Here is a 24,587-nt window from a genome sequence, read left to right as displayed (position 1 = left end):
CAGCAAGCTAATATAAACGCATAGCTATATGTTAGCTTCAGCTTTCTGCTTGCTTACAGTATTTATTTTATTTATCAAAAATTGGGCTGTATCTTTGAGCGGTGCGTCTTCGATTTGTTGCATCCGGTGATCTATAAAACTTTGCATCCTGTTGCTTTTTAACGCGACTAAACACTTAGTGAGAGACTCTTCAACGTACTCATTCAACGAAATCGATGCGCTCCACTGCAATGAATTAGCCCATTGTAAAATATGGCTTAACTCGCTGGGTTTAATTTCACCACAGACACACTGAGACATGAGCGCAATATCAAGTAGCGACTCTTTTTGCAACTGCTCAACACACACGCCGCTGTCTAGATGTGATAATAGTTGTTCAAACTTCATTATTGACTCCTTCAATTGACGGTATGCCTTGTATGGCACTTTATTGAACATATAAAACTACAACGATATTGTCACTTAAAAAATATACAAGTTGTCATCCATACACTAGCCTTAAAGTTGGGCAATTAAAATGGTCAAAAATGTCCAAGAAACTCGTTATACTCTCATTGTTACTCTACACCTCTTGCAGCTTCGCTCTGACAAGTTACGTCCTGTCTGTTCCAGTGAACAGAGATATTTATGGTTATGCACAAACGATTCTCAACAATCGTGACGTTAAAGACATATCTCCAGATATATTCGATCATCCCTTATGTCAAAGGGACGTTGTCGATTTAATTATTATTCAGCGGGCACTGATTGAAGGAAAGGCAAACGTATCATTACAATTTTTTATGATTGACCATGAAGAGCGAGAAGAGATCCTACTTCAATCAGGTATGTCCATCATCAGTGTCGATACATTGTGGCTTTCACAAGCACAGGCGTTGAACGATAGTGTCTTTATCTCAGCACCTATCATCAGAAAAGGGGAATACTATGCTGGTGTTTACACTGCAGAAGAGCGTTCTGAAACATTAGGTCAGATGATCCAGCAGGACTTTTCGCAAGTTACTGTTATTAGTAACAAAGCATGGACGGTTGATTGGTCAACAATCATGCAATTAAAACCGAAACAACTGTATAATGAATCAGACTGGACAATTATGGCCCGCTTAGTAAGCAATAAGTGGGTTGACATTATGCTTATACCATTCAACAATCAAACCCCTTTCAGGTACACTGGAAAAGGCTATAAAGTGAAAGCTATTCAAGGTATTAAAGTTGCACTTCAGGATAGTCGTCACTTTGTTGTAAGCAAAAAGTACCAACACAGTCAAGCGATTTTCGATGCTCTAGAATTGGGCATAAAACAGCTTAGAAATACAAAGTTCATTGAAGAATCTTATAGAAAATGTGGTTTTCTAAACGTTTTGGTTGATAAATGGCGTAAAATCCCATAGAAAAATCGTGTTTTTAACAAATCGTGCTCAGATTCATATTTACTCCATTTTGTTCCAATATCTTTCCCAAACTTAAAAAAAACACAGATAGACAATAGGAATTAAAAATGAAAGAGCTAAGGCTTCAGGTTAATATATTATTCTACATAATCATTTTACTAGTCTCGTTAGTACTACTGAGCGCTGCAAAATTATTTCTTGAAATGCAATTATCTCAACTAGCTGCTTTACAATTTATTATCGCGATTTCAGCACTGTTTATAGCGCTTGTGCATTTTATGTTGACCGTCTCAGGACAAAAAAAGGTGACAATCTGTAATCAAGGGTTTTCCTACTTAAACCTGTTTGCAAAAAGACAATTTATTCCATCAGAAGAGATCCAAAAACTCACCACGAGAAATGTACTTGGGCTCAAAGTAATTCAAATTCATACTTATGAAAAAACAATCACATTACTGGCATTTAAAATCTCTAAAGCACAAAAAAGATCACTCGCTCAGCTTGGTTACCTAGCTTAAAAGTTTGCCATTAGTGAGCAATCAACTTAGGATCGCAAAAAAATCCAATGAGAGTTAAATCATGTCGCAGCAATATCAAATAGGCACACCAGGAATACCTTGGGGAGAAGCAGAGAAAAATCTTTGGTTAAGTTCCCAATTAAAAAAGCGCTGTTATAAAGCACTGGTTATCAGTGAGATTGAAGCACTCAATGCCCTATGTGATATAGAAGAGTACGGTTCATTAAATTATCAAGATGATAATTATCCGTTGTTCGCGCTAAAAAATAAAAACATCAATACCGAGCAACCGACTATTCTGATCACAGGTGGTGTGCACGGATACGAAACCAGTGGTGTCATGGGCGCTTTAGCATTTGCAAAGCACCATATGTCTCGCTATACAGATAGATTTAACTTTATAATTTTGCCGTGCATTAGCCCCTGGGGTTTCGAAACCATCAATAGGTGGAACCCTAATGCGATTGACCCTAACCGATCTTTTTATAGTAATAGCCCGGCTCTAGAGTCATATTATGCAATGCAATATGTAAATCGTGACTCAGCGAACATCATCGCACATATTGATTTGCATGAAACAACGGACACAGACAATAGTGAATTTCGCCCTGCGCTAGCCGCCCGAGACGGAAAAATAAATCACAATTGGAATATACCAGATGGGTTTTACTTGGTTGGTCATACGCAAAAGCCAGAACCCACATTTCAAAAGTGCATTATTGAGCAAGTCCAAAAAGTGACACATATTGCCGATGCCGATGAAAACGCACAACTGATTGGCGTCGATATTGAGCAATTTGGTGTGATCAACTACGATGCAACTGCCCTAGGGCTTTGTATGGGCTTCACGCAAGCTCGTTTTGTAACAACAACCGAAGTATATCCTGATAGTAAAAATACTTCTGAGCAAGAGTGTACAGATGGACAGGTCGCAGCAATCGTTGGTGTGATCAAACACCTCAATACCCTCTAAACTGATGCTTGTATGTAACGGCTGGTGTCAAGCCGTTACTTCTGCATGTTCGTAGATAATTTCAAAAATCTCTTTAAATGAATGCGCCTTTTGCAAAATATTGACTGGAATATGGAGCGCTCGCGCGATGTCAGAAGCTGAAATCATACCGCGTAACCCTTGATTGCCATCCATTAGTAACACATGCTGATGGCCAAGTTCTTTCAACGTCTCTAAAATATCACCGATCCGCGCATCTTTAACGCAGTCATAATACATCGCGTGCAATTCACTTTTCTTTGTCATCACATCTTCAACCGTGAGATCGGAACGAACTACATTACGCTTCTGCGCTGTCGTCAAAACTTTTCTGCCGGTTAGATCCTTAGAATTGACAACCCCCACAAACGTATCGTCATGATCAATGACCAACTTACATCTAACATGACCATTTACCATCATAAATAATGCATGATCAATATCCACATCCTTCAAAATCATTTGTGGTTGTCGCCGAGTAAAGTCTGTAACCACTTGTTCAGCTGAACTAAAAACAGATAACGGATTCCCTTCATAATGCTCACAAAACTGATAAATCCCTTCCAGCTTAGTTGTATTTAACAATTTAAACTCACTCATATACCACCTCTTGTGGACTCTAAATCCGGTTTTATATCAAAAAGCATGGTTCATTGTTCGAGGGATCGCAAGGCTGATTAAAGGTACGATGACATCATAGCAAAGTGCTGTAATCTGCTGTAATAGATTAAATAAGTTATTCTCAGTACAATAGTTTTTATAGGTTAAAGAACTAACACGAAGACAAACAAAGGCTATACATAACAGCCACACTTGCAGATTTCCCTTTAATGGTGCTCACTCAGGTGAGCCCACTTTTTATGATGCTACTTTGGGGTAACTTGACGAAAAAGCGCGCTTTACCACTACAAGTACAGTATACGTTCTTGCTCTACTTGAATTAATCAAGGCTCGTAGTACATTTTTCTAGCTAGGTGCGCCTCATATCAGGTAAAATTTCTGCAAATAATACGTGCTGCTAGCCTCTAGCAACTATACGGAAATCTAGGAAAATTTATGGCTTACTTGATCGATGAGCTTAAGCTCGAAAAAATTTATCTAAAAAGTTACCACACTTTTGGACGTTACAAATTTAATGTTGATACATTTTTAGATAAACCGGGTATATCGAGACATCACGCTATCATCGAATACACGAATGACAATTGGCTCATTCGTGACGTAAGTACCAATGGCATCTGGATAAACGACAGGAAAATAGACAAAAACTTACCCTATCAGTTATCTGAGAATGATAAAATTGATTTTGCAGCTCCTGGTCAAAATTCGTTTGTTGTCGGCAGCCTCAATGCCAACTGCCAGTATTTTGTTTCACAAAATAATCGTAAAAATGTCATTGAAATCGAAAACCAAATGCTCCTTCCCAACGAAGAAGAGCCCAGCCACATTGTCTATTATGATGCGTTGCTCAACTACTGGTTTTTAGAAGATTTGAACACGTCAGATCGTCAAGCACTCATCGACGGAGGGATCACAAGTCTGTTTGGTGAGCAGTGGCTGTTTTTTTGTGCAGGGATCTCTACCATGACAAAACATTTAGAGCAACAGCCAGCTGTAAAGCCCTTAGCGCTCAGTTTTGCAGTGAGCCTTGACGAAGAAAAAACAGAACTTTCTTTACATGTTGAAGGGCTTGAATTTAATTTGGGTAGCCGTAGCCATCACTATTTACTACTGCTGCTCGCAAGAACGAGAATCGAAGATAAACAAGCTGGACTTGACCCTGAGTCTCAAGGTTGGGTTTACAGAGAAGATCTGGCAAAACAACTTGGTGTCCAAATGAATCATATGAATATCATGGTTCACCGTGCACGCAAACAGCTTAGCGAAGCATGCCCAGATAAAGCACCAGAAGCTGGATATATCATAGAAACAAATAACGGCCAATTACGATTAAACTGCCAAGACGTAACCATTCTAAAAGGTGCTCAGCTTGAAACCCGCATGAGCCTTTAATTACGCTTTCAGGGCGCCTATCGATTAATTTCGGTAGGGCCCAGCTTGTGCAACAATGCTTTGCTCCAACCCCTTCATAAATCCAAATTTAAACAATACCTCTACTAGCACAAATAAAGGGCCAATCAATAGGCCAATTAGATCATCTACAAAAGCTGGCTTTTTACCCTCATAGTAATGACCAATGAACTGAATAACCCAGCCTAATAGAAACACACCAAGACCGCTAAAGTAAAATATACTCATCGGGGTATTTGTGTGAATAAATTGCATATAAAGCTGCATAGCGAGTAAATTGCCTAGGACCAGCATACATAGCATGACCACACCTAATCTAGGAGACAAGTAAACATAATACAGAGAGGCTGCGGTAATTAATAAATCAGACAGCATTACTTGAATGCCACTTAATACGAAAAGCGGTATAAATGTCAGGAAAATCACTGACAATACAATAAGAGGAACACCTATTAGATGTGTACGGATATTGCGATTATCCCGATGGTATAGGGCGTATTGAACCAAATGACTTTCTAAACTTTTCATTACAACACTCATAAGAGTAAATACTTTAACTTTATCTAGCGCTATAAATAAGCAAAAGTCAACAAGGTAAGGGGATTCTATTGGCGAATAACGGTCATAAGTGCACCGCAATAAAAAAGGCCGCCTACGACTTTGGCGGCACATTCACTGGGCAATAAAAAGCAGGCTTTTCATCTCTTTCTGCTTTAGTCATAACCATAGACCAAAATCATAACGAAACAAATAAAAAACAAAAAATTAATCTTTTAGCAACCTAAACCGTAACCCTGAGCTCCTACCGACCGTTTTGTTCATCGCTAATCTAAGTACCTGAGGTTGGCAGATCAACTCAAAATGATTTTTAGCTCGTGTGATCCCGGTATATACCAGTTGCCGATTAATCCCCTGCCTTGCTCTTTGTATTGGAGGCAAAATCATCGCCGTATAATTAAACTCAGAACCTTGAGACTTGTGAATTGTCATCACATACACCAAATCATGACTCGGCAAACGGGCTGGGTTAATTGAGCGTAAATTTCCTTGTTCATCCATGAAAGTTGCAAACAACTGTCCACTGCTATCTGGCAAAATGATACCTATATCACCATTAAACAGCTTTAGTTGATAGTCATTCTGCGTGATCATTAATGGCATGCCAGAATAATAGCGACTATATGGCCTAATGAGCTTATGCTGTGCGAGCTTATGTTCGATCCGCTTATTCAACTCATTTACACCATACGGCCCCTCACGTACAGCAGCCAATAGCTGATAATTAGCAAACAACTTGTGAATTTGTTCCGCGCTGCCACCAGCATGAATGGCTTTAAGATAATGACTATAAGCGTTAGCCGCACGCTCTATCATCTGCAAATACGTTTCGTTTGAAAGGCCGTATAGACTTAACTCAGAAAAACCTTGGCGAATAACCCAATCCAAATGATTGTGATCATTATTGTTTACAGCTCCGGCCAACTGGCCAATACCACTATCGCTTTTAAAACGATGGCTCTGTTGCAAAAATGCCATCACATCTTGCAACTGGAACTTACCGCTGCTACCAGATAACTTCTGTTCGCCACCAAAGCACACTTGATTAAGAAAAGCAGCTCTACTGGGTGAATATGTCGGATTGTGACCAAGCTTTAAATCTGCACATAAATCGTTAAGAATACAACCCGTATCAACAGAGGCCAATTGATCTTTATCGCCCAATAAATACAATCTAGCCCCCTCAGGAAGCGCCGCAACTAACTTACACATGAGTGATAAATCAACCATGGACGCTTCATCCACTATCAGCAAATCTAAATGCAATGGGTTCTTGTCATGGTGCTTATATTTATTGCTATTGGGGATCACCCCCAACAAACGATGGATTGTCTGTGCGTGTTCAGGTATTAAGTTTGCTAACTCAGGGGCCAAGTTTAAACGCCCTTTCGCGCCAATAATGGACTCGCTGAGCCTTGCCGCTGCTTTTCCTGTTGGTGCCACCAATTTAATGTTAAGTGGCGCTTTGGCATACAGTGACTGCAATACTGCCAACAACTTTGTGACAGTGGTTGTTTTCCCCGTACCAGGACCTCCCGTAATGACGCAAAATGCACTCGAAGCAGCAATGGCACACGCTACTTTTTGCCAATCTATCGCATCGTCAGCATGTGCTGGAAAGTACATATCAAGTAATTTTGTTAACTGAGTAAAGTCGAGATCAATGTCACGATGAGCTAAAGCAGTAAAACGCTCAGCTAAAAATGCCTCATAACCAGCTAAACGCGCTAAATATAATTGCTCATTAAAGACCGTTATCGGCTTATTTTCTCCAACTGCGGGGTGAGAAGTCAGTGAATCTAATGCCTTTGCTTTGTCTTTAAACGGTGTTAATTCAATATGTTGTTCAATTTGCTCGACATTTAACTCAAACGGATTAAACCAGTCTATTTGCCCTAATATCAAACAACTATTTTGACTTTGCTCGGCTTTCAATAGCAATAGGATCAGGTAAAAAACATCATTAAATTGTCCGTCACATAACAGCTTTGCCAGAGCAATATCGACACTTCTCACCTTGCGCTGCTCAAGCAACACCTCTAAAAAGGCAGTGTCATCAAAGTTGTGTGGCATAAAATCGAGTGAGATTTGAGACATTACCTTGCCTCCGGCTCAAAAAGTGCATCAAGGGTTAGTAGTTCTTTTTCAGTCAGAGACTTGAAAAAAACGCCACCGCCTTGTGGCAGTGCTCTCAAAAACAAGTAATAAACACCGCCCATATGCGCCTCAATAGAATAATTCGCAATGCGATATTTAAGTAAACGATGCAAAGCAACACTGTAAATTAAGTACTGCAAATGATATTGGTGAGATGACATAGCCGACATTAAGTTATCATCATTGTAATCACTCAGGTCATCTCCCAAATAATTCGACTTGTAATCCAACACGTAGTATTTGCCTTTCCAGCGAAAAATAAGATCAATAAAGCCTTTTAACATGCCCTGTACTTCATCAAATTGTAAATAACTCGGCTGACCTGTGATGTCCGTTAAAACTTTATTTAATTGATTCGCTTTGAGTGCTGTGAGTGGCAAATGGAACTCCATTTCAACCAAGCAATCGGCGGGGGACAAGCGGCTTAATGAGAGCCCGCCTTCTTGAGTCAACGGACAATCAAGGCTTGCTTGCACCCATAAAGCGACGCATTCTTGCCACTGCGTATCAATTTGATACTTTTCTAAACACGCCTCAACAACATCATTCAGCGGTAATTTTTCAGGTGCTATCGGATTGTGTGGCGACGTAAAATCAATTTGCTCATAAATTTCATGAAGGCAACTACCCGCTTTAGCACCTTTCACGAAGCTGTATGGTGTCTTAATCGGTGTTTGTGCGAGTCTAGGCAAATCGAGTTCATGGTGTTCATCGAGTGCGCCTGCGGGTCTATCATCGTGGTGAGCATGATAACTTAACTGACTAAAGCTGGTTGTGCGCCAATTTGTCTCTATTGCCGCATTCTGTATTTTAATAGCAAGGTTTTCAGGTAATATGGCTTGTTTCTCACCAAAATAGGCCGTTTGCGGCTCCGTAAAAACTTCCATAGACATTCCAACGTGCTGTTGGCATGTTTGCTCTAACGCTTGATGCCATTGCTGCGCGTCTTTAAAGTCAGCGTCGCCAAATAAAGCATAACCAAGCGCCGTTTGTCCAATGCCGAGCTTTTTGCTGCGACCCAAGGGAATATTAAACAGTCCCAACTCGCAATAATGTACAGCACGTGTCAGAGCTACATAGAGTAATCGAATATCTTCAGCGAGACGCTCTTTAGATGCTGCTTGTATCGCGCCATCATCAGCATCTAAGTCAATGACTAATTTATTATCCTTATGGTAGATAATTTCGCTTGGGTCACGGTACCCAAGTGCAAATGGCATGAATACGATGGGATACTCAAGGCCTTTCGATGCATGCATAGTGACAATTTTCACCAAGTTGGCGTCACTTTCCAAACGCAATTGAGCACCATCTAAGGTAGCTTCAGCGCACTGAATACTCAGCCACCTTAGAACACGTTGCGTGCCTTCCAATTCAATTTGTTTATGTTGTAGCAACTCAGCGAGATGTCGGTAATCTGTCAACCAACGCTCTACCTCATAACCATTGCTGCGCCAGATATTTGCCAGTTGGTTACGTACCATAAGCCTTTCTAACATGGCCATCGCGCCACTTTGGTACCAAATTCGTTTTAGCTCTGCGAAAAAATCTAAATAGCTTTGCCACTGTGCCTCATTCTGTGAAAGTGCATATACCTGTTCATAATTCAATGAAAACAAAGGGCTTACTAATACACCTCGCAAAGCTGCTTCATCGTAAGCACCATGTAGTACGTGTAAAAGCTGATTGAGTGCACCAGCAACCGGCTGTGAGAATACACTGTCCCTTGCCAAATAAACGGCGCTTACGCCACATGCTTGTAACGCCTGCTTCATGACTGAAGCTTCATTCCTGTCTCGCACTAGCACACAGATATCCGCCGCTTTGACGGAGTTATCACCTATTTTCACTCCTCCTTGCTCAGAGCGAGAAAGCAAAGTGGCAACTTTTGCCGCAAAGGTTTGTGCAAGCACTTGATGCGCATGTGCTTTACTCGTCACCTCCCCAGCACTATCAAAAACACAAAAATTTAAAACATGATCGGAATAGCCTTGGAAAGCGTGTTCTTTTGACTTACCTTGGGCATCAACGGCATAAAATGGAATATCATCATTGAATATGAAGCTTTGCTCGTGCTGAGAAAAAATAGCATTAATGCTATCCACCACAGATTTCGCCGAACGATAATTTTTAGCTAACGTAAAGTGTCGACTCTCATCCACAGCTTGCTTCGCCGTTATATAGGTAAATATATCCGCACCACGAAATCCATAAATCGCCTGCTTAGGATCGCCTATCATAGTCAACCCAGCACCGTCAGTCTCCTCGTATATGGTGCTAAAAATGCCGTATTGGATAGGATCGGTGTCTTGAAACTCATCGATCAGTGCGACGGGAAATTGCTGAGCAATTTTTGTGGCTAAAACCTGCCCAGACTCCCCCTGCAAAGCACGATATAAATTACTTAATAAATCATCTGGTGATATCGTACTCTGTGTTTGTTTATGTTGCACTAAAAGCTGTTTGACCTGAGCCAATGCATCTTGCAATAACGCTATCGGTAAGAGGTTTTTCACTTGATGGTGCAAGCCCGCCATCTCATCAAATAGCGCAATCATGTCATGAGAGATGAGCTCCGCATTTTTTTTATAATTTTTCGCATCACCTAACTGCGCACTCCCCCACAAATTAAATGAATGCTTACTCGTGCCAAATTCGAAATACCACGCATCCGAGGCAATATAATCACCTAGTGCGTTGATGTTTGCTGCTCGCCCTGGCGCTTTATTTTTGGCAAGACCTGAACCCGTTAAACACGCGATAAACTCACTTTCACGTATTGCGCGTTTAAACTCCGCCGCTTTCAGTTGATATTGCGATCTTGCAGCCAAAATATCTTCAAGATTGACTCTGGGTGAAAGTGTTGCACCGGCTTTACTCAGCAGCGGTAGTAACTTTTTCATCAAACTTTGTGGATGCGAGAAATGGTCTAAAACAAGCGCAGTCTGCTCTTTATCCAAAGTATATAAAAATTTTCGCCAGTGATCTTCCACAGCAGTTTTTAACAGCTCAGTTTCATCAAGAATAAACTCTAAATTAAAACTTAAATTTGACTCAAAGGCATGCTGCTTTAACATCCTCTGACAAAATCCATGGATTGTAAAAATAGCGGCTTCGTCCATCGATTTTGCTGCCGCATCTAACAGTTTAAATGCGGCCTTTTTATCTTCGACTTGCTCCAACAGCACCGGGATCAGTGGATCTTTGCACTCATCACCTAAAAGCGTGTCACGGGCATCAATGATCCTCGCACGCACTCGGTCTTTAATTTCCTGAGTTGCTGCATCAGTAAACGTCACAACCAGTATTTGTTCGACGCTTAAGCAAGTAGCATGCTGCGCGTCTACAAGGCCAAGTAAATACCTTAGATACAGCGCGGTGATGGTATAAGTTTTGCCCGTTCCTGCGCTGGCTTCTATCAGGTTATGACCATAAAGAGGCATAGTTACCGGGTTAAGCATCTCCATGTTGCAGCTCCTTTTCTAGCGCAATAATTGGCCCTAATAAAGACTTACTGAGTGACATGAATTCTTCCATACACGCTTCTAATTCTCTGAAATTCAACGCAACATAGGGATCTTCCGATTCTCCTATACCAATATATTGACCACCAGCAAATTTTAATTGCGCTTTACCAATATCATCAGTACTTGCAAATGCATAACTAGAGGCAGGAAAAAATGGCACTGGCTGAACAGTCAGTTGTTGATAAAAATCAATCCACATTTCTAATAACTGCATTGCACTCGATTTATCTAACGGTTCAAAAGTGACTTGCTCATCTAGGCCAATCACGGTCGTACTCATGGTCGACACCGTGACATTAGCGAGCAGATGATAGATAAAAGCTCTTATTTTATCTTTCGCTTTAATACTCGCGGGTCGGTAAAAAACCTGCTCATTTGCAAATATTTTGTCGAGCCAACCTACTATTTTGATGCCTTGGATCTCTATGCTCACCTCTTTAGGCACTTGTGGGTCAGACAATTTGGACTTCAGCACCCCCACCATGGGTATAACACGCTGTGCGAGTAACTCTAATTGTATCTCACCCACATAAGCTTGAGGTAAATGGCCTCTCTGTAGCAGTTGCTCTGAGCTAAGCGATACATTGTTTATCTGAGCATCTACAATCTCTTGTAAGTATTGATAGCGTGTAAGAGGATCTAAAGAAAATGGTTCAGTGTCATCGTGATACTCACGTGCTGGATTAATTTTTACGCCTAAGCAATTTTGATAAAAATAGCTTTGTGGTGCGGTACATGCTCGCAAAAACTGAGTTAGCTCTAATTCACTCGGCAGCGCAATAGTCAAAGGTGATGCTTTTTCCACTGCTTGTTCAGCAGATTCAAACAGCCAGCTTGGATTAAAACTTTGTAATGAACCCGGTAGATAATGCAGTGAATTAAAGGGTTGAAGTGGTGCTTGATGTTTCAGCTGTTTACTGAGCGACATATCGCTGTCGATAAATTGAAAGCTACGATCGATGTACTCAAATAGCTCACTCACGAGTACTGAAGGAACTTGCACTTCATTATTGAAACAAGAGCGACCAATATAACTGACGTAAAAATGCTGCCTCGCGCTCAGCAAAGCCTCTAAAAAGAGATATCTGTCATCTAATTTACGTGAACGGTCACCTTTTCGACGAGAGGATGCTGGCACCAAGTCAAAACCAATAGGCTGAACTTGGCGAGGATAATCCGCATCATTCATCCCAAGTAAGCAAACTACTTTAAATGGTACCGCACGCATCGGCATTAGCGTACAAAAATTAACTGCACCAGATAGAAAGCGCTGCCCCACCCCTTTCTCTTGGATCCCTTGTTTAACTAAATAAGCCAGTACCCTAGGCTCCACAGGCAAGCGCATATCGCCACTTTCATAGTGTTTTTCGATTCCCTCAATCACCTTATTTAGCTGCATTAAATCCCAGCTTTGCTCCGCTTCTTGGTGATAGAAAGTTGTCAAGAGCGTCCTTAACATCTCAGCCTGTTGTGCTAAGGTTCCTGATTTATTAAGCTGTCGCTTAACACGATTCAATGCATCGAGAAATGCCACCAGCTTACTCAAGATATTAATGGCCATGCCTTCAACTAAATCAGCAGGATAAACACCGCCAAAATCCGTTTCTTCTTGACCTGTTGCCACACCTAGCAGCAATCTATTTAAGCCGTGAAGCCACGTGTTTAGCGGTATTTCTGGTAACCCATGTTCAGCTTTATTTTCACCATCTAACCCCCACTTAATCACTACTTGTTCTAACCAATATTTGATCTGTTCGAATTCGGCAGTTTCAAGTTCAAACCGACTCGAAATCGCCTCTACCGCCAACAAATCTAAAATATCTGAGACACCAAAACGACTAAACGGTAAATTGACCAATGTCACAAATGACGACAATACGGGCTTTTCTTGTTCGATAGCCATATCAGCTAAAGCATATGGAATATATCGGCTCCCCTGAGCACTGCCAAATACCGCTTCAATATACGGACTATAAGCGCCAACATCTGGCATCATGATAATCACGTCTTTCGGTGTCAGACCCTCATATTGATTGAATAAGTTCAACAAATGGTCATGTAGACACTCTACTTCTCTCAGCGGTGTATGGCAGTCTTGTAAATAAATGCTGTTATCACTTTGGTGTATGTCTAGTTTACCTTCGTCACTGACAAACCAATTAGGGTCCGCTTGCAAAGACTCACCCTTAAAGGCCAATTGATAGATCTCATTTTGGATCTGAGACAATAATGAGTCGTTAAAATCTTCCACAAACCCATCTAGCCAACGCGCATCTAGCTGCAATAACTGTTCAAGATAATCTCTACCCAGCTTGCCCCAGGACGACAACAATGGATTACCTACGTTATAGTAATCTTGCTCCTCATCTAAATTGGCATCAATTTCTGGTCGTTTGACATATTTCGCATGGATTTTTGCCTGTGTTTTCTCATCCACCAAATCACCCCAGTAATGCTCACTGGGGTTAAAGAAAAATAGTAGCACTTCAGTTTTACTGGCTAGAGCCTGAAAAACCTCAAGTTGACTGGTCGGCATTGCCGATAAACCAAAAATTGAAATACGCTCAGGTAATTGAGCACTATCAGCATTCGACAGCGCTGTGAGCAACTGTTGGTGCATATTGGCTCGATTATACGGGCTTTGACCTAATTGATGCGTATACTCAACTAAACTCCGCCACAAATCCGGCTGCCAAGGTGCAATTGTGACATCGACATCTAATAATTCATCAGTACCAGACTCCCAAGAAGCCAACCAATCGGGGCGATACATTAAATATTGGTCATAAACATCGGCAATTTTTTCACATAACGTAAATAGCTTTAAGCCATCTAAAGTTTCTTGATCAACGGCGGTCGCAGGTTTCTCAACGGCTAAATAGTTTGCCAACGGTACGTACAATGGTTGTTCCAGCTTCGTTGGCAGTAAATTGTATAACTTCCACGCCATATTGCTTTTATTGTATGGAGACTCTGCAGGTACATCAGGTAAAAACTGCTGATATAGACGCCAAATAAAGCTCAATGGCAGGGGAAAGTCCACTTGTGCTGCTACACCGATATGATCACTCAATCCATTTTTTAACCACTGTGACATACCAGGAGATTGAACCAACACAGTTTCACAGACAAATGGATCGCGCAAAGGCGCAGTTTGCATCACAGTATTAAACTGAGTTTGCAACGCTTCCATACGATTAGATTGAATTATATGCAACATATTAGATTTAGCTGAAAATCAATTAGAATGAACAGTTTAAGAGAAATACACAGGGTATAACAGAAAAAAGTGTACAGCGTAGTAACACTCAGGTCACTATATAGACAAAGTGACCTGAGTCTAGTTAGAATAAATCAATATCGCTGCTTTCAATATGGTCTTTTATTTGCTTGCGAGATATCAAGTCTTCATAAAATCCTACCTGATCACGTCCATGTTCTTTTGCAAAATACAATGCTTTGTCCGCGTTTTCTAAAACATTGATCGGGAAATCATAAGGGCTGATCCGCGCAAGGCCAGCACTGATAGTTAACTTTTTAATAAATGGAAATGAAGTCTGTCGTACAAGCTCTAAAAAATCATTCATTTTTTGCTTTATTGACGCATAGTCTGCAGGTTCAAATACAATGACAAATTCTTCCCCACCAAATCGAAACAACAAATCTGTGCTTCGGAAAAAATCCTGCATACGCTGCGCTAATATCAGTAAAACCTCATCGCCACAGACATGACCATAGGTGTCGTTAACACTTTTAAAGTGATCAATATCCAACATGGCCAGCCACGATGTTGCGCCTTGATGCAGAGTCCGCAAATCAGACCCATCTCTAATGGCACGGTTTTGTTCTAACATTTGCTTTTCAAGAAGCTGCTTAAGCTTTTTATCAAAGGTTTGACGATTTAAAAGCCCTGTTAGCTTATCTCGCTCATTCTCACGCAATATTGTGAGATAATTTTCGTATATACGGATGAATGCATTCAACATCACCTGTTGTGCACTGTCTAACCCCTGACACTGCACTTCTATTGCACCAACAGGCTTATCATGAATGACGATGGGTAACCAACGCCGCTCAGCACCCGCAGCGTCTTGCATGGTAATACTACACGCCGACTGCAAGCAAGAGCTGAGTTCTGCATGGGGGTTATCCAAAATCACTCTGTCCAGCCACTCATACTCGCCGACATCATGTACCATGAGCGCAAGGCTACGCTCCACGGTACATGGCCCATGCCCTTGAATAGTTTTGAACACTGAAATACGCTGACAATTTATAAACTCTTGTATTGTCGACAATAAGCTATATTCCAATGAATCAATGTCACGTGTTTTCGTTATTTTTATAACCGAATTTAATAGTTCTTCTTGCATCGCTTGCCTGTTCTATCTGTTCAGTTATATACCTTCATAGTTTTTAAAGTGAAGGTGTGTTAAACCATCAAGACTAAGTATTGGTCAGAAAGTAAGGAACAGCAATGTCACCAAGCAAATTACTCGATATTACTCATCGAAGAAATATCAGCTACACCTTGTCATCCAAATACAGAGTGATTTGAAGGGGCAATTCAAATAAATGACTTGTATGATAACTAAGACAATCGCCTCGCTGTAATGGCATGTAATAGAGTATTCTTCTATGCTCGTATTTGCCCTAGGGGCAAGTGAATACTTGCATATGGCTCTACGTAAATAAATATAAAGGACATTACAAATGAACGATGTGATAAACGAACTCAACATAGAGTTGCAAAATAGCGATGAAATTCAGCATTCAGGCTCTATCTTTGACTTCAACGCGCAATTCAATCCACAGAAAAGCTCAGATCAAGCAGTGATCACGTTCGACCCTTCAACATCACAAAAAGAAGACATTAACTACGCCAATACCCCGTTTAAAGTAGAACTAAGTGAAGATCAGTATCAATATGGAATTGCCGTCAACTTTTTATATAAATTAGATGATGATACAGCAAAAAATTATCTCATTAGTGCAGCCAATATTAAACAGCTAGATAACGTAGAAAGCTTCAGTACAAGTATTCTCAACAACAGCACAAGTGGATACAGCAAAAGTGTACTTAAGCTCGCCGTGATAGTACCAACAGACCTCCCATTTGATATCAAAACAGAGCTAAAATTTGATATTGTGTTAGCTGATAGAGTATCAAAAACACCGCTTGATTCTAATTTAGACACAGACACCGCTAACTTAATTATTGACCCGATACTGATCATTGGCCGCCCAATTCCGCCCAGGTAAGCACAGTGCCTTATGGGATGATTTAAATTGCGGGTACTTACATAGTGGCTTAAACCAAGGTAAGTTAAACCAATTAGATGAATAGCCGCCTTTAATTGTCTCGTTATAGTGGAGCAGCGCGGAGTGATGATCACCGGTGAGAGTAAAAATCACAGTTGCTCCATAAGCATATTCTATTTTGTCTGTGGTTAATTTTATTACTTTATATAAATAGTGCAGTGCATCGCTGTAGCGCTCTAGATGCGCCATAGCCTGTCCCGCAGCAATTAATTCATTGACAGACATATCTTCGCGCGCACGATTAACGACCTGATTGTATTGTTCAATAGCCAGTTCTTTATACTCTCCCAGTAATAACAAATCGGCATAGTTAAGCCTCATCGCAAGATTTTCAGGACTTAGAAGAGTCGCTTTCTTTGCAGCAGACAATGCCAATTCAATTTCCTGAGAATACAAATAGGCAAGAGAGAGGTTATTATAATCTTCAGAGCTTTTACTATTTTCTAAAACAGCAAGGTAACCTGCGGCAGCTGCCTGCCAGTGCCCATCAAACATATTAATATTTGCAATCAGCCGATGCGCCCTCGTAAAGTCAGGGAATGTCTGAACAACATCATGTAGCAATGCTTTTGACTCTATAATTTGTCCATTATTGAGATACATCACAGCCAAATTGTATTTATTATTTAAATCTGGTTTGAGTAACACAGACTTTAGATACATCTCTATTGCTTTATCTATTTGATACTGCTTGTAAAAATAATAGCCTTTAAGCTGATAACTCGATGCCGTCTCACCATAAATAGACAAACGACGAAACAAATCGTCAGCAAGCTCTTGCTGCTGACCTTCAATTGCCAGCACAATCCTATCAACCAAATAAGGCTTAGATGATTTGTAACGCTCTGGTGCAGTGTCGAGTAACACCGTTAATCTATCGATGAACTGTTGCTCTCTATCAATATGATAGCGCTCCAACAACAAATCCCTTGCCAAATTATATAGCGGCAAATAATTAGGGTCCTGTTCAATCAACGCCAATGCGCGAGACAAATTTGAATGAGACAGATCACCTTTAATATTGACGTCATGATAAACACTTAGGTATTCCTCAAAAAAAGCAGTCTCTGTTGACATGGCACCATATGTTTCATCCAACGAAGGCTGACCTAATAATTTAGTAGTAAACCGCTCATAGATTGAGTGAATAACAAAATAATTATCTTTACTCGTTTGCGTATTCAGTTCTCCCAAAACTATTTGGCTATCTCCACTGAGCAATGAAAGGCGAACATTACACTGCGTATATTCACATTTAACTTCAGGAAGAAAAACCGCTGTCGCACCGGTTGCTTTTGCTAAATTGGCGACATCTTTAATATCACTATACTCTCTATGATTGATCAGCTCCGCATTAGTCGCAGTTATAATGACTTGTCGGATTGCGCTATCAATTGTGGCGTGCAACAAATTAGCGCTAGCCCTTTCACTATGGTCGCTTATCGTGATTTGTGGCTCAAGCACCAGGGCATAATGAAGGTCGTCTTTTGGCTTTAAAAAATACCAGCCAATATAAACAATTAAGCACAACACACTCAACACAAAGCCACTATAGACATAGTGTGTTCGTATTGGCGTTTTAGGCTCATGTCTGGGCTCTTGTGTAACTGGCAATAACGCTGTGTCGTCCGTGCCTGTTGCCTCAAGTAACGCCAACATTCTACAAAGCACCGAGCGCACTTCTCTCGATGATGGGCGTGATTCAGGCGATTTAGACAACATATTGCGTAGTAATTGAATAAACTCAACGGGGATATCTGGCGATAAACTGCTAGGCTCAATAAAAGCGTCGTGTTTTATGCGTTCAACCAAGTCAGAACCTGTTGCTGTGCCAAAAGGGTGGCACCCAAAGAGCAGCTCAAAACAAAGCACACCAAAAGAAAATACATCCGTCGACTGCTCAACTGGATTTCCCTCAAATTGCTCCGGTGACATTGTACTTATACTGCCGTAACTCGCACCTAAGGGCTGCTCTGACTTATTGCTCTGTATCGAGTTTGCAATGCCAAAATCAGATAGTTTCACCTCAGAGGTATTGGAAATGAGGATATTGCTCGCTTTAATATCACAGTGAATAAGCCCTTGCTGATGAATATAGCAAAGGCCATGTGCTACCTTTTCCAGCAGTGCGAACTTGTCAGCTACAGTGAGTAGCTTTTGCTTCATATACTTAGTTAATGTTTGACCAGGTACATATTCCAGCACTAGCAATAAATCTGAGCCAACCTCAATAATATCGTATAGTTGAACAACATTTGGGTGATTAGCTTTGGCCATTAAGCGCGCTTCGTAAAGCGCTCGCTCTCTAATTTTGAGGTCGTCTGATTGCTGACTTAACTTAATTCTTTTTACTGCAACCTGTCTATTTAGGCGAGTGTCATTAGCAAGAAATACATCACCCATCCCACCCGATGCAATATGTTTTATTGGCGCTAAGTATGTATCAGAAAAGCATTCTTCACTGCGCATATTCTACCTACCCTGGCTCAAAACTATATAAGAACGGCTGATATTCTATCCTAACAATGAATTTAATAGTAACCATTGTAGACAAAAGGTCAGTTTTTCGACCTAGATGTACAGTTGCATGAAATCACAAAACAAACAATGCATACTTGTAAAGTCTATTTATAAAAAAGTTTAAACGATACATATCAAAACGATTTTTTAACTTTGAAAAATGTATAAAAATCAGTTCTATAAAAATATATTGAATGTCAAAAAAGAGATGATTTTGTAGATTAGCGCTATGAAAAATACAGGAAAAGAATTTTATTTTTTACTTTGAAGAGAAAGAAATGGCGGAGAGGGAGGGATTCGAACCCTCGATAGGGGTTAACCTATACACGAGTTCCAGTCGTGCGCCTTCAGCCACTCAGCCACCTCTCCGCACTGAAAGCGGGCGTAATACTATGAAAACCCCCGCCTTTTAGCAAGTATTTTTTTTGTAATCTGTGTTAACTGCACAGATTACAAACAAACTTGTTATTAACGCTTTAAACTCGCTGAGAAATCGAGCATACGATTCAGTGAGCGTAATGCACCTTCACGCAACTCCATATCAACAAATACCTCTTTGCCTTCAGGGTTGATAAGTGCTTCTTCAATGGCCTGTAAGCCATTCATAGCCATCCATGGGCAATGTGCACAACTACGACACGTTGCGCCTTCACCGGCTGTTGGCGCTTCGAAGAACTCTTTCTCAGGGCAAAGCTGCTGCATCTTGTAAAAGATACCGCGATCGGTCGCCACGATAAACTTCTGGTTATCCATATCCTGCGCAGCTTTGATAAGCTGACTAGTCGAACCCACAGCATCTGCTAAGTCAACGATTTCAGCTGGCGACTCAGGGTGAACAAGTACTGCCGCATCTGGGTGGAGCGCTTTCATGTCTTTCAAAGCTTGCGTCTTGAATTCATCATGAACGATACAAGCACCATTCCACATGATCATATCCGCACCCGTTTTCTTCTGAATATAAGAACCCAAGTGCTTATCAGGGCCCCAAATAATGGTTTCCCCTTCAGAATCCAAATGCTCAACAATTTCAAGAGCACATGAAGAGGTGACAATCCAATCTGCACGCGCTTTTACCGCGGTAGACGTGTTCGCATATACAACAACCTTTCTTTCAGGGTGCTGATCACAGAACTTAGAAAACTCATCTATTGGACAACCCACATCCAATGAGCAAGTTGCTGCCAATGTTGGCATCACAACCGTTTTTTCAGGTGTTAAGATTTTCGCCGTTTCACCCATGAAACGAACACCGGCGACGATAATTATATCTGCATCTTCTTGTTTAGCACCAAAACGTGCCATTTCTAATGAATCTGCAACACAGCCACCCGTTTCCTCAGCAAGTGCTTGGATCACAGGATCTGTGTAGTAATGGGCAACCAATACCGCATTTTTCTCTTTTAACAATGACTTGATACGCGCTTTATACTGCGCTTTCTCTTCGTCATTTAACGGTGCTGGCTTTGGAGGAAATATATAATCCTCAGGCATGATTTGTTCTGCTAGACTCATTCTCTCGACCACATAGTCCACATTGCATAATTGCCGCGAATTATACGAAAAATACGGAGATAATCCTAGTAATAGACGAGATTCACAAAGAATATTTAAGAATAAAAGGATCGAAAAGATAATGGTGGGTCATGATGGACTCGAACCATCGACCAATGGATTAAAAGTCCACTGCTCTACCAACTGAGCTAATGACCCGCTCGAGGAGATTTTAAACTTGAATGGTGGGTCATGATGGACTCGAACCATCGACCAATGGATTAAAAGTCCACTGCTCTACCAACTGAGCTAATGACCCGCTCGGGAAGTTTTAGACTTGAATGGTGGGTCATGATGGACTCGAACCATCGACCAATGGATTAAAAGTCCACTGCTCTACCAACTGAGCTAATGACCCGCTCAAGAATTTTTTAGCTTAATAATGGTGGGTCATGATGGACTCGAACCATCGACCAATGGATTAAAAGTCCACTGCTCTACCAACTGAGCTAATGACCCGCTCGGGAAATTGTTTAAGCTTAAATGGTGGGTCATGATGGACTCGAACCATCGACCAATGGATTAAAAGTCCACTGCTCTACCAACTGAGCTAATGACCCGCTCGGGAAATTTTAAGCTTAATGGTGGGTCATGATGGACTCGAACCATCGACCAATGGATTAAAAGTCCACTGCTCTACCAACTGAGCTAATGACCCGCTCTGATATCCAGGGTTAAGCTAATGGTGGGTCATGATGGACTCGAACCATCGACCAATGGATTAAAAGTCCACTGCTCTACCAACTGAGCTAATGACCCGCTCTGGATATGGATGTGCTTAAATGGTGGGTCATGATGGACTCGAACCATCGACCAATGGATTAAAAGTCCACTGCTCTACCAACTGAGCTAATGACCCGCTCGGGGATATGAATAACACTTAAAATGGTGGGTCATGATGGACTCGAACCATCGACCAATGGATTAAAAGTCCACTGCTCTACCAACTGAGCTAATGACCCGCTCTGGATATTTTAAGCTTAATGGTGGGTCATGATGGACTCGAACCATCGACCAATGGATTAAAAGTCCACTGCTCTACCAACTGAGCTAATGACCCGCTCATATCAAAATTAAGCAAAAGTGGTGGGTCATGATGGACTCGAACCATCGACCAATGGATTAAAAGTCCACTGCTCTACCAACTGAGCTAATGACCCACTCATTGCAGCAAGATGTTTATAACGTATCGCCTGCTGCGGGCGCTTATAATACTTATTTAAAATTCTAGTGCAACTGAATTACGCTGTTTTTTTTAAATTTTATGCCTAAGCGCCTATTTTTACACCACAGTGTTCACAAAGCAGCTTATTACAGCTTAGATAAACGCTCTGTTGCTAATTTTGCAGCAGTGGTGCTTGGGTATTCTTTTATCAACGCATTGAACAATTCTGTCGCTTTTGCCTTGTCTCCGGCATTTGCAGCCAATGTGCCAAGCTTCAACATCGCATCAGGACGCTTGTTTGAGTCAGGGAACTGCTCGACAACAATGGTAAAGTGCTTAATCGCTTCAGCAGGCTTGCTTTTTATAGATTGTAGCTGGCCTAACCAATAATGCGCATTAGGAATATATACTGACTCTGGGAATTGTTGCAAAAAGCTTTGAAACTCTGGGATCGCCGCATCATAGCGCTTATCCTTCATGATCAGAGCAACAGCACGGTCATAAGCTTCATTTTCAGATAAGTTAGAACTCACCGCTTGCTCACCGACTGTAGGAATGGCCGTCGCAGCAATATCAGACTTGGTTTGCTCATAAACCTGACTAACACGGTTTTCAATTTCTTGATACAGCTCACGTTGGCGCTGCAACACTTTTTCCAGTTTGTAGCTTTGCTCATCAGTAAAGCCACGAACTTGGCTAACTTCATCTTGCAATTGCTGCAACTGTAACTGAAGATCGGCTTGTACTCGATTTCGATTTGTCATCATATTTTCGAGTTCGGCAACGCGCTGTTCAAGCGACTTTTGAGTATTTGCAGCATCATAAACAGTAGCGGGAGCTGCCCAAACCTGGGAGCTCCCGCTAAGAAAGATGATGGCTGCCAAAATAGTTTTCGGCTTCATAACATCTCTTGTCTAAATTAGTATACCAATACCGCGCGACGGTTCTTAGCAAAAGCTTCTTCTGTGCGCGACTTAACCATTGGTTTTTCTTCACCATAGCTCACTACAGAGATTTGGCTTTCAGAAACACCTAGGCTCTCAAGGTATTTAGCAACTGACTTACCACGGCTTTCACCTAGTGCGATGTTGTACTCAGGTGTACCACGCTCATCTGCGTGACCTTCAACAAGTACTTTTACACTTGGGTTTTTCACTAGGAAGTCTGCGTGTGCTTGTAGTAACTCAACATATTCGCTACGTACTGTAGAGCGGTCAAAGTCGAAGTATACGATTTGCTCTTGACGCAACGTTTCGTACTTCTCTTGTTGGATCTCTGCAGCTGTTTTTGGACGGTCGATTGTGTTTACATCAACCTTGTCATTGCTGTTAGAAGAAGCATTTGTCTGCTGGCTATCACCACCGTCAACATCACCAGATGATGAGCTACATGCAGCTAAAGTCATTACAGGCAACGCTACCAATAAAGCCTTTAAAGTTTTGTTAAGTTGCATCGAGTATATTCCTATATCTTTATAAGTCTAACCAGTAAATATTACTGTAAAAACGGCGACCAGGCCGGTGCCTTCACTTGCCCGTCAAGTACTGGCAATCTCGCTTTAAAGCGACCGTCCATCGACACCAGGGCCAAAACCTGCTTATTATTATGCAGGGTACTGTAAATAATCATAGAGCCGTTCGGCGCAATACTCGGTGATTCATCGAGTCTCGTACGAGTTAACACCTGAAACAGCCCTGAATCAAATTCTTTCTTTGCTATATGGTACTGACCTAGCGTGCGATTTACCATTACTAATTGTTTACCATCTGGCGTAATTGAACCCGCTAAGTTCATGTCGCCGTCAAAGGTCACACGTCTAGATCTACCAGTATCTAAATTTAACTTATAAATCTGGGCATTACCACCCCTTTCAGACGTATACACAATTTCTCGACCATTTGGGTGCCAACTTGGCTCAGTATCTATACTTCTATGCTTAGTTAGGCGCTTTTCGACACGCGTTTCTAAATCAATCAAGTACACCTCTGTTGCACCGCCTTTATCTTTAGACAAAACAACCAGCATTTGTGTGCCATCTGGCGAAAACTGTGGTGCACCATTGATACCAGGGTAACTGGTCAGTTTTTCACGCTTGCCAGTGTATATATCTTGAACATAGACCTGAGATTGACGATTTTCAAAGGTCACATACGCTAATTTATTACCATCTGGAGACCATGCAGGTGACATGAGCGGCTCTTTTGAACGCAGTAACACTTGCTCATTAAAGCCGTCATAATCTGCAACCACGAGCTGGTAAGGCTTATCTTGCTCTTCTCGCACAATCACATAAGCAATTTTCGTTCTAAACGCGCCGCGCTCGCCAGTTAAAGCCTCATAGACCACATCACTTATCTGGTGTGAATAGTATCTGAATGAATCACTGTCAATCACACTTTGACGGCTTTCCAAAATATGGTCTTGGCTTTTCATTAATTTGCCGTTGCTCATCATGCGCGTTTCACCACCTGTGATCTGCGCCCGTAAAACATCGATCAACTCATACTTTACCAAAAAGCGATTCGCTGGCTGTTGAGTAATGGTGCCCACAATAATCGCTTCAACACCTAAATTAACCCAAGCGTCATAATCGACCTCTTCATCTGTGGTCGGTAACTGCGGCATCTGATCTTCCGATACCGCTTTAAATTTACCACTGCGCATCAAATCTGCCGCAACAACTGAACTAATCTCTGAAGGAGCTTCACCGTTACCGATGTATTTAAATGGCACAACACCTAAAGGTCGTGCACTGTCGACGCCTTCAGTGATGACAATTTCTAACGCCGCATGGGCGAGTGTTGTCATACTAAAAGCAAAAACCAGAACTATGTTTTTTAAATGCTTTAACATGGT

General features: G+C 41.3%; 17 protein-coding genes and 12 tRNA genes. 5 read left to right on the top strand and 24 right to left on the bottom strand.

The genetic code is table 11. The features are described 5' to 3' along the window. Positions 1-24: 24 nt before the first annotated feature. Positions 25-387 (bottom strand): hypothetical protein, encoded by a 363-nt coding sequence (locus tag JF50_RS01900; RefSeq protein WP_039607819.1) that lies wholly within the window; start codon positions 385-387, stop codon positions 25-27. Positions 388-611: 224 nt separating this feature from the next. Here JF50_RS01900 and JF50_RS01895 point away from each other — a divergent pair, with 224 nt between their 5' ends. The 3 genes from JF50_RS01895 to JF50_RS01885 all read left to right on the top strand — a co-directional run bounded on the left by JF50_RS01895 (position 612) and on the right by JF50_RS01885 (position 2,882). Then, the gene (locus tag JF50_RS01895) at positions 612-1,391 is read left to right on the top strand and encodes a hypothetical protein (protein WP_152614438.1); all 780 of its coding nucleotides are present in this window, start codon (positions 612-614) and stop codon (positions 1,389-1,391) included. Between the two features lie 107 nt (positions 1,392-1,498). Then, positions 1,499-1,909: a hypothetical protein gene (locus tag JF50_RS01890; RefSeq protein ID WP_039607817.1), complete on the top strand. Its 411-nt coding sequence runs from the start codon at positions 1,499-1,501 to the stop codon at positions 1,907-1,909. A 61-nt stretch (positions 1,910-1,970) separates the two neighbouring features. Continuing rightward, positions 1,971-2,882 carry a M14 family metallopeptidase gene (locus tag JF50_RS01885; protein WP_039607816.1) on the top strand — a complete coding sequence of 304 codons (912 nt, stop codon included), beginning with the start codon at positions 1,971-1,973 and terminating at the stop codon, positions 2,880-2,882. Between the two features lie 27 nt (positions 2,883-2,909). On the opposite strand, the gene JF50_RS01880 is transcribed toward JF50_RS01885, so the two are convergent. After that, positions 2,910-3,500, bottom strand: a complete 591-nt coding sequence (locus tag JF50_RS01880) for a CBS domain-containing protein (RefSeq protein WP_039607815.1) — start codon at positions 3,498-3,500, stop codon at positions 2,910-2,912. Between the two features lie 456 nt (positions 3,501-3,956). Between JF50_RS01880 and JF50_RS01875 the strand changes: the two genes are divergently transcribed. Then, positions 3,957-4,913: an FHA domain-containing protein gene (locus tag JF50_RS01875; RefSeq protein WP_039607814.1), complete on the top strand. Its 957-nt coding sequence runs from the start codon at positions 3,957-3,959 to the stop codon at positions 4,911-4,913. 24 nt (positions 4,914-4,937) lie between these two features. On the opposite strand, the gene JF50_RS01870 is transcribed toward JF50_RS01875, so the two are convergent. From JF50_RS01870 to JF50_RS01850, 5 genes are all read right to left on the bottom strand, one after another. Continuing rightward, positions 4,938-5,459 (bottom strand): DUF962 domain-containing protein, encoded by a 522-nt coding sequence (locus JF50_RS01870; protein ID WP_039607813.1) that lies wholly within the window; start codon positions 5,457-5,459, stop codon positions 4,938-4,940. Between the two features lie 237 nt (positions 5,460-5,696). After that, a complete protein-coding gene (recD, locus tag JF50_RS01865; protein WP_039607812.1) occupies positions 5,697-7,586 on the bottom strand; it encodes an exodeoxyribonuclease V subunit alpha in 1,890 nt (629 codons plus the stop codon). After that, positions 7,586-11,113 carry an exodeoxyribonuclease V subunit beta gene (gene recB, locus JF50_RS01860; protein ID WP_039607811.1) on the bottom strand — a complete coding sequence of 1,176 codons (3,528 nt, stop codon included), beginning with the start codon at positions 11,111-11,113 and terminating at the stop codon, positions 7,586-7,588. Before recB ends, recD begins: the two co-directional genes overlap by 1 nt. Continuing rightward, on the bottom strand, positions 11,100-14,393 hold the full coding sequence (recC, locus tag JF50_RS01855; protein ID WP_039607810.1) for an exodeoxyribonuclease V subunit gamma: 3,294 nt from the start codon (positions 14,391-14,393) through the stop codon (positions 11,100-11,102). The genes recB and recC overlap by 14 nt, the downstream gene beginning before the upstream one ends. A 124-nt stretch (positions 14,394-14,517) precedes the next feature. Further along, positions 14,518-15,546 carry a GGDEF domain-containing protein gene (locus JF50_RS01850; RefSeq protein ID WP_039607809.1) on the bottom strand — a complete coding sequence of 343 codons (1,029 nt, stop codon included), beginning with the start codon at positions 15,544-15,546 and terminating at the stop codon, positions 14,518-14,520. A gap of 340 nt (positions 15,547-15,886) precedes the next feature. Between JF50_RS01850 and JF50_RS01845 the strand changes: the two genes are divergently transcribed. After that, positions 15,887-16,435: a hypothetical protein gene (locus tag JF50_RS01845; RefSeq protein WP_039607808.1), complete on the top strand. Its 549-nt coding sequence runs from the start codon at positions 15,887-15,889 to the stop codon at positions 16,433-16,435. Here JF50_RS01845 and JF50_RS01840 read toward each other — a convergent pair. From JF50_RS01840 to tolB, 17 genes are all read right to left on the bottom strand, one after another. Then, positions 16,385-18,964 carry a serine/threonine-protein kinase gene (locus tag JF50_RS01840; protein WP_039607807.1) on the bottom strand — a complete coding sequence of 860 codons (2,580 nt, stop codon included), beginning with the start codon at positions 18,962-18,964 and terminating at the stop codon, positions 16,385-16,387. The genes JF50_RS01845 and JF50_RS01840 overlap by 51 nt on opposite strands. Before the next feature lie 330 nt (positions 18,965-19,294). After that, a tRNA-Ser gene (locus JF50_RS01835) sits at positions 19,295-19,384 on the bottom strand. A gap of 99 nt (positions 19,385-19,483) precedes the next feature. Beyond that, positions 19,484-20,527: a quinolinate synthase NadA gene (gene nadA, locus JF50_RS01830; protein WP_039607806.1), complete on the bottom strand. Its 1,044-nt coding sequence runs from the start codon at positions 20,525-20,527 to the stop codon at positions 19,484-19,486. 122 nt (positions 20,528-20,649) lie between these two features. Next, positions 20,650-20,725: transfer RNA gene (locus tag JF50_RS01825), tRNA-Lys, on the bottom strand. A 24-nt stretch (positions 20,726-20,749) separates the two neighbouring features. Next, positions 20,750-20,825: transfer RNA gene (locus tag JF50_RS01820), tRNA-Lys, on the bottom strand. A 23-nt stretch (positions 20,826-20,848) separates the two neighbouring features. After that, a tRNA-Lys gene (locus JF50_RS01815) sits at positions 20,849-20,924 on the bottom strand. Between the two features lie 25 nt (positions 20,925-20,949). Then, positions 20,950-21,025: transfer RNA gene (locus JF50_RS01810), tRNA-Lys, on the bottom strand. Between the two features lie 25 nt (positions 21,026-21,050). After that, positions 21,051-21,126: transfer RNA gene (locus JF50_RS01805), tRNA-Lys, on the bottom strand. A 22-nt stretch (positions 21,127-21,148) separates the two neighbouring features. After that, a tRNA-Lys gene (locus JF50_RS01800) sits at positions 21,149-21,224 on the bottom strand. 25 nt (positions 21,225-21,249) lie between these two features. After that, positions 21,250-21,325, bottom strand: a tRNA-Lys gene (locus tag JF50_RS01795). A 24-nt stretch (positions 21,326-21,349) separates the two neighbouring features. Beyond that, positions 21,350-21,425: transfer RNA gene (locus JF50_RS01790), tRNA-Lys, on the bottom strand. A 27-nt stretch (positions 21,426-21,452) separates the two neighbouring features. Continuing rightward, positions 21,453-21,528 (bottom strand) — tRNA-Lys (locus JF50_RS01785). Between the two features lie 22 nt (positions 21,529-21,550). Beyond that, positions 21,551-21,626, bottom strand: a tRNA-Lys gene (locus JF50_RS01780). A gap of 24 nt (positions 21,627-21,650) precedes the next feature. Beyond that, positions 21,651-21,726: transfer RNA gene (locus JF50_RS01775), tRNA-Lys, on the bottom strand. Positions 21,727-21,877: 151 nt separating this feature from the next. Beyond that, positions 21,878-22,633 carry a tol-pal system protein YbgF gene (gene ybgF / locus JF50_RS01770; RefSeq protein ID WP_039607805.1) on the bottom strand — a complete coding sequence of 252 codons (756 nt, stop codon included), beginning with the start codon at positions 22,631-22,633 and terminating at the stop codon, positions 21,878-21,880. Positions 22,634-22,650: 17 nt separating this feature from the next. Beyond that, entirely contained in the window at positions 22,651-23,184 is a 534-nt protein-coding gene (gene pal, locus JF50_RS01765; RefSeq protein ID WP_039607804.1) for a peptidoglycan-associated lipoprotein Pal, read from the bottom strand. Between the two features lie 41 nt (positions 23,185-23,225). Further along, complete coding sequence (gene tolB, locus JF50_RS01760) at positions 23,226-24,584, bottom strand: Tol-Pal system beta propeller repeat protein TolB (protein ID WP_052262087.1); 1,359 nt, start codon at positions 24,582-24,584, stop codon at positions 23,226-23,228. Between the last annotated feature and the right edge of the window lie 3 nt (positions 24,585-24,587).

The sequence above is a fragment of the Pseudoalteromonas luteoviolacea genome (genome assembly GCF_000814765.1).
Classification (GTDB): domain Bacteria; phylum Pseudomonadota; class Gammaproteobacteria; order Enterobacterales; family Alteromonadaceae; genus Pseudoalteromonas; species Pseudoalteromonas luteoviolacea_H.
Note: the sequence above shows the minus strand (reverse complement) of the source record. Positions and strands in the feature narration are given on the sequence as shown.

Bases quoted from the DNA above. Each gene is read 5' to 3' on its own strand.
- ybgF (WP_039607805.1), bottom strand. From the start codon at position 22,633: ATGAAGCCGAAAACTATTTTGGCAGCCATCATCTTTCTTAGCGGGAGC.
- JF50_RS01890 (WP_039607817.1), top strand. From the start codon at position 1,499: ATGAAAGAGCTAAGGCTTCAGGTTAATATATTATTCTACATAATCATT.
- pal (WP_039607804.1), bottom strand. From the start codon at position 23,184: ATGCAACTTAACAAAACTTTAAAGGCTTTATTGGTAGCGTTGCCTGTA.
- recC (WP_039607810.1), bottom strand. From the start codon at position 14,393: ATGTTGCATATAATTCAATCTAATCGTATGGAAGCGTTGCAAACTCAG.
- JF50_RS01885 (WP_039607816.1), top strand. From the start codon at position 1,971: ATGTCGCAGCAATATCAAATAGGCACACCAGGAATACCTTGGGGAGAA.
- recB (WP_039607811.1), bottom strand. From the start codon at position 11,113: ATGGAGATGCTTAACCCGGTAACTATGCCTCTTTATGGTCATAACCTG.
- JF50_RS01880 (WP_039607815.1), bottom strand. From the start codon at position 3,500: ATGAGTGAGTTTAAATTGTTAAATACAACTAAGCTGGAAGGGATTTAT.
- recD (WP_039607812.1), bottom strand. From the start codon at position 7,586: ATGTCTCAAATCTCACTCGATTTTATGCCACACAACTTTGATGACACT.
- JF50_RS01850 (WP_039607809.1), bottom strand. From the start codon at position 15,546: ATGCAAGAAGAACTATTAAATTCGGTTATAAAAATAACGAAAACACGT.
- tolB (WP_052262087.1), bottom strand. From the start codon at position 24,584: ATGTTAAAGCATTTAAAAAACATAGTTCTGGTTTTTGCTTTTAGTATG.
- nadA (WP_039607806.1), bottom strand. From the start codon at position 20,527: ATGAGTCTAGCAGAACAAATCATGCCTGAGGATTATATATTTCCTCCA.
- JF50_RS01840 (WP_039607807.1), bottom strand. From the start codon at position 18,964: ATGCGCAGTGAAGAATGCTTTTCTGATACATACTTAGCGCCAATAAAA.
- JF50_RS01900 (WP_039607819.1), bottom strand. From the start codon at position 387: ATGAAGTTTGAACAACTATTATCACATCTAGACAGCGGCGTGTGTGTT.
- JF50_RS01870 (WP_039607813.1), bottom strand. From the start codon at position 5,459: ATGAAAAGTTTAGAAAGTCATTTGGTTCAATACGCCCTATACCATCGG.
- JF50_RS01875 (WP_039607814.1), top strand. From the start codon at position 3,957: ATGGCTTACTTGATCGATGAGCTTAAGCTCGAAAAAATTTATCTAAAA.
- JF50_RS01845 (WP_039607808.1), top strand. From the start codon at position 15,887: ATGAACGATGTGATAAACGAACTCAACATAGAGTTGCAAAATAGCGAT.